General features: G+C 71.9%; 9 protein-coding genes and 1 rRNA gene. 5 read left to right on the forward strand and 5 right to left on the reverse strand.

Features of this window, described 5'->3' with window-relative positions:
* Positions 1 to 28 precede the first annotated feature (28 nt).
* The 3 genes from IE311_RS02990 to mtrA are packed head-to-tail and all read right to left on the reverse strand — an operon-like array spanning position 29 to position 4,590.
* Positions 29 to 1,906 carry an LpqB family beta-propeller domain-containing protein gene (locus IE311_RS02990; protein WP_373313732.1) on the reverse strand — a complete coding sequence of 626 codons (1,878 nt, stop codon included), beginning with the start codon at positions 1,904 to 1,906 and terminating at the stop codon, positions 29 to 31.
* Positions 1,896 to 3,911, reverse strand: a complete 2,016-nt coding sequence (gene mtrB / locus IE311_RS02995) for an MtrAB system histidine kinase MtrB (RefSeq protein WP_189829893.1) — start codon at positions 3,909 to 3,911, stop codon at positions 1,896 to 1,898. Before mtrB ends, IE311_RS02990 begins: the two co-directional genes overlap by 11 nt.
* 1 nt (position 3,912) lies before the next feature.
* On the reverse strand, positions 3,913 to 4,590 hold the full coding sequence (gene mtrA / locus IE311_RS03000) for a two-component system response regulator MtrA (RefSeq protein ID WP_010356958.1): 678 nt from the start codon (positions 4,588 to 4,590) through the stop codon (positions 3,913 to 3,915).
* A 711-nt stretch (positions 4,591 to 5,301) separates the two neighbouring features.
* Between mtrA and IE311_RS03005 the strand changes: the two genes are divergently transcribed.
* From IE311_RS03005 to IE311_RS03025, 5 genes are read left to right on the forward strand one after another with little or no spacing between them, the layout of a single operon-like run.
* Entirely contained in the window at positions 5,302 to 6,522 is a 1,221-nt protein-coding gene (locus IE311_RS03005; protein WP_189829894.1) for a DUF7544 domain-containing protein, read from the forward strand.
* 4 nt (positions 6,523 to 6,526) lie between these two features.
* The gene (locus tag IE311_RS03010; protein ID WP_189829895.1) at positions 6,527 to 7,219 is read left to right on the forward strand and encodes a DUF4129 domain-containing protein; all 693 of its coding nucleotides are present in this window, start codon (positions 6,527 to 6,529) and stop codon (positions 7,217 to 7,219) included.
* A complete protein-coding gene (locus tag IE311_RS03015; protein ID WP_189829896.1) occupies positions 7,216 to 8,418 on the forward strand; it encodes a DUF4350 domain-containing protein in 1,203 nt (400 codons plus the stop codon). Before IE311_RS03010 ends, IE311_RS03015 begins: the two co-directional genes overlap by 4 nt.
* On the forward strand, positions 8,415 to 9,398 hold the full coding sequence (locus tag IE311_RS03020; protein ID WP_189829897.1) for an AAA family ATPase: 984 nt from the start codon (positions 8,415 to 8,417) through the stop codon (positions 9,396 to 9,398). Before IE311_RS03015 ends, IE311_RS03020 begins: the two co-directional genes overlap by 4 nt.
* Positions 9,399 to 9,410: 12 nt before the next feature.
* The gene (locus IE311_RS03025) at positions 9,411 to 10,721 is read left to right on the forward strand and encodes a DUF58 domain-containing protein (RefSeq protein ID WP_189829898.1); all 1,311 of its coding nucleotides are present in this window, start codon (positions 9,411 to 9,413) and stop codon (positions 10,719 to 10,721) included.
* A 71-nt stretch (positions 10,722 to 10,792) separates the two neighbouring features.
* Here IE311_RS03025 and IE311_RS03030 read toward each other — a convergent pair whose 3' ends face one another.
* Both IE311_RS03030 and rrf read right to left on the reverse strand, forming a co-directional pair.
* Positions 10,793 to 11,296, reverse strand: a complete 504-nt coding sequence (locus IE311_RS03030) for a hypothetical protein (RefSeq protein ID WP_189829899.1) — start codon at positions 11,294 to 11,296, stop codon at positions 10,793 to 10,795.
* Positions 11,297 to 11,479: 183 nt separating this feature from the next.
* Positions 11,480 to 11,596, reverse strand: a 5S ribosomal RNA gene (rrf, locus tag IE311_RS03035).
* Between the last annotated feature and the right edge of the window lie 138 nt (positions 11,597 to 11,734).

An 11,734-nucleotide genomic window follows, 5' to 3' on the forward strand; every position in this document is an offset into this window, starting at 1 on the left:
ACACGGCCGGCGACGGGGACCGGAGCCGCTATCCCGGATAGACGGGCGAGGTCCCGGTCTTGACCACCGGCTGCCAGTTCGTCCCCGGCGCGAGCCGCACGATGCCGTCGTCGCCGGAGTCGGCGACCACCGGCACGGAGTCCTTGTGCGGCGCGGCCACCGAGGCCACCCCGCTCAGACCGGGCAGCACCGAGGTCGCCGAAGTCGACCCGTCCGTCTGGAGGTAGCGGATCTGCTGGACGCCGCCCGCCTCCTTGCCGACCACCACGAGCCGGCTCGGCCCGGCCCAGGAGACGGCCGTGACCGACTCCATCCGGGGCGCGGCCGGCTGGAGGTCGAGCACGGAGACCACCGGCTCCTCCCCCGTGTTCTGCCGCTGGACCCGGCCGATCTGCAGGGTCGTGTCCCCGCCCCGGGTGACCACCAGAGCGATTCGCACCCCGTCGGCGGAGACCCGGAGGGACTCGATCCTGGCGTCGTCCTCCAGCCACGGCGTCCGTACCTTCACGGGCTCACCGCTGCCGTCGGGCACCATCCACAGCTGGGGTGCGGCGGGGTCGCGGTCGGCGATCCACAGGTCGCCGCGGCCGCCCCAGCTGGGTGCGGACAGCCGGTCGGTGGGCTTGGCCGCCTTGCTGCTCAGGATCGCCGGCGAGGCTTCCTGTTCCGTGGTGATGGAGGAGACGAACAGATCGCGGCCGTTCTCCCCGACTCCGGCGGCGCGGGTCTCGCCCCGGTCGACGGCGACGGACCGGAGCGGCGTCGTGCCCTTGCCCAGCGGTCCGGGCACCTCGGTCGGCGCGTTCGCCTCCTTGCCCCCGACGTCCAGCATCATCAGCTTGTGGTGCTCGTCGACGAAGTACGGGCTCTCGTCCCGCTCCGTGTCCCGGACCGCGGCGAACTCGGCCGCCTGCCCCTTCCCGAGCCGGCACAGCGACTGCCCGGTCGAGCCCTGGAGCTCCACCTGCTCGACGCGTACGGAGGTCAGGTCGCGCAGCGTGAACAGCAGCTGCGCCGCCATCCGCCGGCACGGCTGGCCGCCCACCAGGTCCGCCTTGGCGTTCAGCGGCACCTTGAGGGTGGACTGGTCGTCGGTCGTGAGGGTGGTGACGCCCTTCTTCAGCTCCGTACCGGAGGGGAAGCTCGAGTCGACGGCCGGCTTCAGCCAGTTCGTGGGACCTTCGAGGAGCGCCCTGACCGTCTGCGTCACCGGGTCCATCCGGGTGACGGGGTCCTGGCGCTGCCGGATGTAGACCGGATCGGCGACGACCCAGTCCTCCCCGGAGGCGAAGTAGTACTTGTTGACCGACCGGTAGTTGCGCAGGAAATCGGCCTCGCCCAGCACCAGGCCGGGCGGAAGGCTGTCGATGCGCCATTCCTTGCCCTTGCCGTTGCCCGTGGGCTGCTGCACGACATGGATCGACTCCAGGTACGCGGCCGGGCTGATCGGCTGGTACGCGTGCCGGGCGTCCACGGTCGCGATCTTGCGGCCGGAGAGCGGGTAGGCGCGGCCCTGGTTGTCGGGGTCGGCGTTCCGGTCGGCCTGGTCGCGGTCGGGCCCGGTGGTGAGCACGGTGATGCTCTGCTCCGGCTTCCAGCTCCGCGCGGCCTGCTTCGTCAGGTACTTGCGCGCGGTGGCGAAGCCGGGGTCGTCACTGGTCATCGCCTCCAGGAAGCCGTCGACGATCTCGTTCGGGTCCGCGTTTTCCCGGGGCGCCACGGCGTAGACCCGTACCTGCGAGTCGCCCTGGTTGGCCCCCCTGACCTCCTGGACGTCCCCGCTGTCGGGCATCGTCGCGCACCCGGTCACCAGGAGTCCGCCGCACGCGGCGAGCACCACCACGCGCCGGCTCCGGCCTTTCCGCGTGCCCCGCCCCGCGTGCCCCTCTCGGGAGTCAGCGCCCACGTGTCCCGTCCTCCCGCTCCACGTTCCCGTTTCCGCCGGTCCTCGCCCGGCCCGCCCCGCCGTCGTTGTCCGTCGCCGCGCGCGGCACGACCCTGGCTCCGCTGCCGGGCAGGGCCGTCGGGTCGACGGTCGCCCGCTGCGGCGAGGGCAGCCTCGTCGGTACGGAGAGCTGCGCCCGGTCGCCCGCGGCCTGGGTCGGCACGGCCGCGAGGCGGGCGCTCTCCTGGCTGCGTCCGGCGGCCGCCTGCTCGCGGTTGCGCCGCGAGTCCTCGGGCTCCAGGGGTATCGGGGAGCCCCGCAGCGGCTCGTCCGCCGTCCGCGGCAGGGTGAGCCGGAACTGCGATCCGCCACCGGGCTCGCCCCAGGCCTGGAGCCAGCCGCCGTGCAGCCTGGCGTCCTCGACGGCGATCGACAGGCCGAGGCCCGTACCGCCGGTGGTGCGCGCGCGGGCGGGGTCGGCCCGCCAGAAGCGGTTGAAGACCCGGGTCGCCTCGCCCGGCTTGAGCCCGACGCCGTAGTCGCGTACCGCGACGGCGACGGCCCCACCGGCGGCGGCCAGCTTCACCACGACGTCCCGGCCCTCGCCGTGCTCGACGGCGTTGACGACGAGGTTGCGCAGGACGCGCTCGACCCTGCGGGCGTCCGCCTCGGCCACCACGGGCTGCTTGTCGCCGACGACGACGATCCGGGTGCCCTTGCGTTCGGCGAGGGGTTCGGCGCCGCCGATGACCCGGCGCACGACCTGGCGCAGATCGATCGGCTCGGCGTCCAGGGCCGCCGCTCCCGCGTCGAAGCGGCTGATCTCCAGCAGGTCGGAGAGCAGCGATTCGAAGCGGTCGAGCTGGTCGCCGAGGAGTTCGGCGGAGCGGGCGGTGATCGGGTCGAAGTCGACACGGGCCTCGTGGATGACGTCGGCGGCCATCCGGACCGTGGTCAGCGGGGTGCGCAGCTCGTGCGAGACGTCCGAGACGAACCGCCGCTGCATCCGCGACAGCTCCTCCAGCTGCTGGATCTTGAGCTGGAGGTTCTGGGCCATCTTGTTGAAGGCCTCGCCGAGCCGGGCGATGTCGTCCTCGCCGGTGACCTTCATCCGTTCCTGAAGACGTCCGGCCGAGAGTCGTTCGGCGATCCCGGCGGCCATCCGTACGGGTGTGACGACCTGGCGCACCATGAGCCAGGCGATGGCGCCGAGCAGCACCACGACGAAGAGACCGGCGGTCGCGAGGGTGCCCTTGACCAGGGTGAGGGAGTCCTCCTCCTGGGTCAGCGGGAAGAGGTAGTACAGCTCGTACTGGGTGCCGTCGGCCTCGTTGAGCCGTTTGCCGATCACCAGACCGGCCTCGGAGGCCTTGCCGCTGGTGTAGTGGATGCTGGTGAACTTCTGGAAGGTCCCGGCGCCCTGGGCGACGGAGTGCCGCAGTTCGGCGGGGATGCTCGTGATCGGGTCGACCTCGCCGGAGGCGCGGACGCCCCGGCTCGCGGTGTCACCGGTGTCGAGGGAGAGCGCGACCACGTTGTAGGCGCTCTGGCCACCGCTGGCGAGCTGCTCGACCAGCGTGGAGCGCCAGTTCACGGAGGAGCCGGCCCTGCCGCCGTCCTGCTGCCCGGGTGCCGACGGGGTGGTCGCCGCCCTGTCCTGGGCGGCGGAGAACCCTCCGGCGGCCTGGCTCTGGGCGGCCTTCTCCTTGGCGTCGAGCAGACCGTTGCGGACCTGGCCGATGACGACCAGGCCGAGCAGCAGGACCACTCCGAGGGACATCAACAGGGTGCCCGCGACGATCCTCAGCTGGATGTTCCGTCGCCACAGCCGCACAGCGGGCAGCAACGGCCGGCGCACCCAGCGCGCGAAGAGCCGGAGGACCGGTCCGCCCGGTGTTCCGTCCCGGAAGAGTCGTCCGCCTCGCGGCAGGCGGCCGGTACGCGAGCCCCCCCGTCCCGGTCCGGCAGCCCGCCCCGTACGGACTCCCGGATCCCCGGGCTTCGGAGCAGTACTGCCTGTAGTCATGTCAGCTCGGTCCCGCCTTGTAACCGACACCACGGACGGTCACTACGATCTCCGGGCGCTCCGGGTCCTTCTCGACCTTCGAGCGCAACCTCTGGACGTGCACGTTCACCAGCCGGGTGTCGGCCGCGTGCCGGTATCCCCAGACCTGCTCCAGCAGGACCTCACGGGTGAAGACCTGCCACGGCTTGCGCGCCAGCGCGACCAGCAGGTCGAACTCCAGGGGGGTGAGGGCGATGGACTGCCCGTCCCGCTTCACGGAGTGCCCGGCCACGTCGATGACCAGGTCACCGATGGTGAGCTGCTCCGGAGCCGGCTCCTCGGACCTCCGCAGCCGCGCCCGGATACGGGCGACGAGCTCCTTCGGCTTGAACGGCTTGACGATGTAGTCGTCCGCCCCGGACTCCAGGCCCACGACCACGTCGACCGTGTCGCTCTTGGCCGTGAGCATGACGATCGGCACACCCGATTCGGCCCTGATGAGCCGGCACACCTCGATGCCGTCCCTCCCGGGCAGCATCAGGTCGAGCAGCACCAGGTCAGGCTTGGCCTCCCGGAATGCGGCAAGCGCCTTGTCGCCGTCCGCGACGAACGACGGCTCGAACCCTTCGCCCCGCAACACGATGCCGAGCATCTCGGCCAGTGCGGTGTCGTCGTCGACGACAAGAACGCGTCCCTTCATATCGACATCATCCCATTTCCGTATCAGTCTCAAGGCGGCTCGTGAGATACCTCACTGACCTGCGGTGACGTCCGTGATCGCCCACCGTCGACTGCCGGTGTCCGTGGGTGTTGATGTCAGACATGGATGTCACCCCCGTGGCTCCCCCATGGTCGCCATGAACCGTACCGTGTGCCCCCCGGTGCGGCCCATGGGGTGAGTCACCCGTTCTTTCCACCCCGTCCACCCGGCCACAGTCAGGGCGGGAAGCAACAGGATGCGTCCGTGCCGCCATGCCCCGCCACCCCCTCACGATCACCGCCGCCCTCGCTGCCACCCCCTCGCCGGTCGCACCGCACCCTCCGCCGGGAGCGAGGGCGTCTCGACGCCAGGCGGGACGGTCGGCCTGCCGGCGTGATCGCCGTACGTCACGCCCCCACGGCCGGGGACGACGACGGCCGAACCGTCGAGAAGCCGCTGGGCACCCCGGCCCCGAAGCGGAGCCGTCACACGTACGACCGACCGGTCCGCGCCCCCGCCCGACCCGCCCGGACACGGCCCGGCACCACGAAGGCCCGGACAAAGGTACGAACGACAAGGCCGGTCCCGCCCACGGGCGGGCCCCGCGTGGCACGATGGCACCCGGCCCGCCGCCGTGTCAGGGTGTCGGCCGCCGTGACCGAGCCGGTTCGCCGATCCGGCACCGCGACCATTCCTCCGAGGTGGACGACCGTGAACGACACTCCGGGCTGGACCTCGCCCGGATCCGCCCCCTCCGACGACCAGAACGGCTCCGGGGTCCCCCGGCCCTCCGCTCCGGCCGACGCGAACGGCTCCGCCCCCCAGTGGTCCAAGGACCAGCCGCCCGCCGGACAGTGGTCCCCGCCGACCGGCCAGACCCCTCCCCCGGCACCGAGCCGGGGACCGGGCTGGGGCGCCCCGCCGCCGAACGCCCACTGGGGCAGGCCCCCGGCCGCCAAGCCCGGTGTGATCCCGCTGCGCCCGCTGGCCATGGGCGAGATCCTCGACGGTGCGGTGAAGACCCTCCGCAGCTACTGGCGCACGGTCCTGGCGATCACGGTCACGGTCGCGGTGATCTCCCAGATCGCCGACATCCTCGCCCAGCGGTATCTCGTCCCCGAGGCCCCCGCCGCCGGCCCCGACGCCACCCCCGCCGAGGCCCTTCAGTCGTCCCTCGACGCGGCACAGTCGTCCCTCATCGGCCTGGCTCCCGCCCTCCTGGTGACGCTGATGGCGTCCCTGGTCAGCGCGGCCCTGCTGACCGTCGTCATCAGCCGCGCCATCCTCGGCAAGCCGGTCTCGCTGGGCTCCGCCTGGCAGGAGGCCCGACCGCGGCTCCTCCAGCTCGTGGGCCTCACCCTGCTGCTCGCCGCGCTGAGCGCCGCCATCGTGATGGTCGGCCTGCTGCCCGGTCTCCTGATCGGCGGCTCCGCGGGCGTGGCCCTGGCCATCCTCGGCGGTTTCGGCGCCCTGGCTGCGGCCGTCTGGCTGATGATCCGCTTCAGCCTCGCCTCCCCCGCCCTGATGCTGGAGCGTCAAGGCGTCATCCCCTCCCTGAAGCGCTCGGCCAAGCTGGTTCAGGGCACGTGGTGGCGGATCTTCGGGATCACCCTGCTCACCCAGCTGCTGATCTTCGTCTTCGCCATGATCGTCGCGATCCCGTTCACCATCATCGGCATCGCGATCGACGGCGACGGCTTCTCCGGCCTCCTCTCCGGCACGTCCACCACCTTCGGCTGGCCGTTCCTGATCGTCACGGGCATCGGCGGCGTGATCACCAGCGCGATCACCTACCCGATCTCGGCGGGCGTGACGGTCCTCCTCTACGTGGACCAGCGCATCCGCCGCGAAGCCCTGGACCTCGAACTGGCACGGGCCGCGGGTCTCCCCGGCTACGGCCCCACACCGGGCACCCAGACCGTCGGCGGCTGATGCCGTGAAGGTCACGGGGGGAACGGCCACGGCACCGGCGCGACTGCGCGCCGACAGCGACGTCCCGGTGGACATCTCCCGCGTCCCCGCCCGCGAGGCGGCGGAGCGGGAGCTGTCCGACCCGAAGTACCACGAGAACGACCCGAACCTCCTCCAGCGCGGCCTCGACCGCTTCTGGGAGTGGATCGACGACCTCTTCGGCGCCGCCTCGGGGGCCACCCCGGGCGGCGTCCTCGGCCTCGTCGTGGTGATCCTGCTCGTGGTCGCCGTCCTCGCCGCCCTCTGGTGGCGCCTCGGCACTCCGCAACGGGCCCCGGGCGCCACCGGCGACTCCCTCTTCGCCGACGGTCCCCGCACCGCCCGCGACCACCGCGCGGACGCCGACCGCCACGCCGCCGCCGGCCGCTGGAACCAGGCCGTCCAGGAACGCACCCGGGCCATCGTCCGCGCCCTGGAGGAACGCGCCCTGCTCGACCCCCGCCCCGGCCGCACCGCCGACGAGGCCGCCGCCGAGGCCGGCCGCTCCCTGCCCGCCCACGCGGACGACCTCCGCCTCGCGGTCCGCGCCTTCGACGACGTCACATACGGCGGCCGTACCGCCGACGAGCCCGCGTACCGCCGCGTCGAGGAACTGGACACCGCCCTGGAGCGCACCCGTCCCACCCTGGACACCGCCTCCCCGGGGACGTCCGTATGAGCCGCCCGGCCACCAGCGCCACGTCGACCGCCGCCTCCGCCCGCCGGCTCTGGACCCGGGCCCGCGGCGCGGCCCTCGTCCTCGCTCTGGTCCTCATCGGCGGCCTCGTCCTCGCGACCATGCGCTCCTCCGACTCCCACGGAGCCCTCGACCCGCGCTCCGCCGACCCGAACGGCAGCCGAGCCGTCGCCGAACTCCTCGAGGCCCGTGGCGTGACGATCACCCTCGTCACCACCCTCGACGAGGCCACGACCGCGGCCGACAGCGACGCGACGCTCCTGGTCACCACTCCGGACCTGCTGACGGAGCCTCAGCAGTCCGCGCTCCGCAGGGCCGTCACGGGCTCCGTCGGCCGCACCGTCCTCGTCGGCGCCGGCCACCCCTCCCTCTCCGTCCTGGCCCCGGGAGTCACCAGCGCCACCAGCGTCCCGGTGGAGAACCGTGCCCCCTCCTGCGACCTGGCAGCCGCCACCCGCGCCGGCAGCGTCGACCTCGGAGGCGAGCGCTACCGAACCGCCCCCGGCAGCACCGCCGACTCCTGCTACCCCGCCGACGGTCTGCCGTCCCTGGTCCGCCTCCCCGGCCCCGACACCACCGACACCGTCCTCCTCGGTTCGCCCGACATCCTCCACAACGACCGTCTCGACCAGCAGGGCAACGCCTCGCTCGCCCTTCAACTCCTCGGCTCCCGGCCCCATCTCGTCTGGTACCTCCCCTCCCTGACCGATGCCTCCGCCACCGCCGACACACCCGGCGACGACACGACGGGCAACTTCCTCGCCCTCATCCCCTCCGGCTGGCTGTGGGGCACACTCCAGCTCGCGATCGCGGCCCTGCTCGCCGCCATCTGGCGCGGCCGCCGCCTCGGCCCCCTGGTGACCGAGCGCCTCCCGGTCGCCCTCCGCGCCTCGGAGGCCACCGAAGGCCGCGCCCGCCTCTACCGCAAGGCGAACGCCCGCGACCGCGCCGCCTCCGTCCTGCGCACCGCGACCCGCACCCGGATCGCCCCGCTCCTCGGCGTCCCCGTCCAGGACGCCCACTCCTCCGAGCGCCTCCTCCCCGCACTCTCCGCCCGTCTCCCCGAGACCACCGCGGACCCCAGGAACCTCCTCTTCGGCCCGGCTCCCGCCGACGACGCCGCACTCATCCGCCTGGCGGACCAACTCGACGCCCTCGAAAGAGAGGTACGCACCTCATGAGCGCCCCGACCCCCGAGACCGATACGACCTCGGACAGCGCCCGCGCCTCCCTGGAGGCCCTGCGCACCGAGATCGGGAAGGCCGTGGTCGGCCAGGACCCCGCCGTCACCGGTCTCGTCGTCGCCCTGCTCTGCCGAGGACACGTCCTCCTCGAAGGTGTTCCCGGCGTCGCGAAGACCCTGCTGGTCCGCTCGCTCGCGGCCGCACTCGAACTCGACACCAAGCGCGTCCAGTTCACCCCCGACCTGATGCCCAGCGATGTCACCGGCTCCCTGGTCTACGACACCCGGACCTCCGAGTTCTCCTTCCAGCAGGGCCCGGTCTTCACCAACCTGCTGCTCGCCGACGAGATCAACCGCACGCCCCCGAAGACCCAGTCGTCCCTCCTGGAAGCGATGGAGGAGCGTCAGGTCACGGTCGACGGCACCCCGCGTCTCCTGCCGGAACCCTTCCTGGTCGCCGCGACGCAGAACCCCGTCGAGTACGAGGGCACCTACCCTCTCCCCGAAGCCCAACTGGACCGTTTCCTGCTCAAGCTGACGGTCCCTCTGCCCTCACGCGCGGACGAGATCCAGGTGCTCACCCGTCACGCCGAGGGCTTCGACCCCCGCGACCTCAAGGCCGCCGGTGTCCGCCCCGTCGCCGGCCCCGCCGAACTCGAAGCGGCTCGGACCGCGGTCGCCAAGGTCTCGGTCTCCGCCGAGATCGCCGGCTATGTCGTCGATATCTGTCGTGCCACGCGTGAATCCCCCTCACTCAGCCTCGGGGTCTCCCCCCGAGGCGCCACCGCTCTGCTCTCCACCGCCCGCGCCTGGGCCTGGCTCACCGGCCGGGACTACGTCACCCCGGACGATGTGAAGGCCCTCGCTCTCCCCACCCTGCGTCATCGCATCCACCTGCGGCCCGAGGCCGAGATGGAGGGAGTCACCCCCGACTCCGTCATCAACTCGATCCTCGCCCACGTCCCCGTCCCCCGCTGAGAACGGCGCCCCATGGCCCTCACCGGACGAACCGCGCTGATCGCCGCCCTCGGATCGCTCCCCGTCGGCGTCCTCGCCCCCAGCTGGGCGGGGATGCTCGCGGTGAACGCGCCCCTCTCCCTCGCAATTCTGTGCGACTACGCCCTGGCCGCGCCAGTACGAACGCTCCAATTCACCCGAAGCGGTGACACATCCGTTCGACTCGGTGACGCGGCAGACGTGCAGCTCACGGTCACCAACCCGTCCCGCCGCACCCTCCGCGCCCAACTCCGCGACGCCTGGCCGCCCAGCAGCTGGCTCCCCGGCACCGAACAGACCTCCTCGCGCCACCGCCTGACCGTCCCGGCCGGCGAACGCCGCCGTCTCACGACGAGCCTGCGCCCGACCCGCCGCGGCGACCGCCACGCCGAACGGATCACGGTCCGCTCATACGGCCCCCTCGGCCTCGCGGCCCGCCAGGGCAACCACGAGGTTCCCTGGACGGTCCGTGTCCTGCCGCCGTTCACCAGCCGCAAGCACCTGCCGTCCCGTCTGGCACGGCTCCGCGAGCTCGACGGCCGCACCAGCGTGCTGACCCGCGGCGAGGGCACCGAGTTCGACAGCCTCCGCGAGTACGTCCCCGGCGACGACACCCGCTCGATCGACTGGCGGGCGACCGCCCGCCAGACCACGGTCGCCGTCCGCACCTGGCGCCCCGAACGGGACCGCCACATCCTCATCGTCCTGGACACCGGCCGCACCTCGGCCGGCCGCGTCGGCGACGTCCCCCGCCTGGACGCCTCCATGGACGCGGCTCTCCTGCTCACCGCGCTCGCCTCCCGTGCCGGTGACCGCGTGGATCTCCTGGCCTACGACCGCCGTCTCCGAGCCCAGGTCCAGGGCCGCTCCGCCCGCGACGTCCTGCCCACCGTGGTCGACGCCCTCGCCCCGCTCGAACCCGAGCTGGTGGAGACCGACGCCCGCGGCCTGGCGGCAACGGCCCTCGCCCGCGCTCCCCGCCGCTCGCTGATCGTCCTCCTGACGAGCCTCGACGAAGCCCCGATCGAGGAGGGTCTCCTCCCAGTCCTGCCGCAGCTCGCCCAGCGCCACACGGTCCTGGTGGCCTCGGTCGCCGATCCCCACATCGCCGACATGGCGGCGAAACGCGGAGCGATCGAGGGAGTCTACGAAGCCGCCGCAGCCACTCAGACCCGAGTGCAGCGCTCCCGCACCGCAGAGCAGCTCCACCGCCACGGCGTCACGGTCGTCGACGCCTCCCCCGACACCCTCGCGCCCGCTCTGGCCGACGCCTACCTGGCGCTGAAGGCAGCCGGCCGCCTGTAGGACTCCACGCACCGATGGCCGGCACGGCAAGCAGCGCCGCACCGACCATCGATCAGACCCTGCGCACCGTCTCAGCGGAACACGACGGAGGCCTCTCCGGCCACGGCACTGAAGGAACCCGGGCACAGGAACGAGCCCGACACCTTGGTCGCCGTGAAGGGGGTGTTCACGTACTTCCTGGTGGCGCCCTCGCGATTCCAGACGATGTTCGTGACCTTGTAGCGACAGGAGACGAACGACTGCTTGCCCGTGAGGTCGATGACGTCGGTCGTCGCCGTTCCGGCGGCGTCGTCGAAGGTGAAGGCCGGGTTGTTGTTGAGCGAGGCGGTGATGCCTCCCCCGCAGGTCAGGTTCCCGCCGGGCTTGTTGATCGTGGTCCGGTCGACGGTGAGCGCGCTCGGCGGAGTCGCACTGGCGTCGGCACCGGTCCATGTGCAGGTGTTCCCGGACACGACCATCACGCCGTCGACCTCAGCGCCGGCGACCGCGCCGCTCGCATGGGCCGAAGCGGGAACACCGATTCCGACAGCCATCACCAGCGCGGCCAAGCCGGTCAGAGTGGGGGTGTACTTCATGTCGCTCTCCTTGCCACAGCTTGTGGGTGGGGGAACCCGGGCCGTGCCCGGGTTCGGAGTGCGCCACGGAGCGTGTCACAGCCCTCTTGAAATGTCATGGGCACATCAATCATTGGCTGAAAGTAGCTCAACGCGAAAATGCCTCACCCCCCGGACAGAGTCCGGGGGGTGAGGCTAAAAATTGTTCGGCGGCGTCCTACTCTCCCACAGGGTCCCCCCTGCAGTACCATCGGCGCTGAAAGGCTTAGCTTCCGGGTTCGGAATGTAACCGGGCGTTTCCCTAACGCTATGACCACCGAAACTCTATGAAGTTAACCAACCGGATATCGGCACGGTCGTTACTTCAGAACTAACACAGTGGACGCGAGCAACTGAGGACAAGCCCTCGGCCTATTAGTACCGGTCAGCTCCACCCATTACTGGGCTTCCACATCCGGC

It is taken from the genome of Streptomyces zaomyceticus (genome assembly GCF_014656215.1).
Taxonomy (GTDB): Bacteria; Actinomycetota; Actinomycetes; order Streptomycetales; family Streptomycetaceae; genus Streptomyces; species Streptomyces zaomyceticus.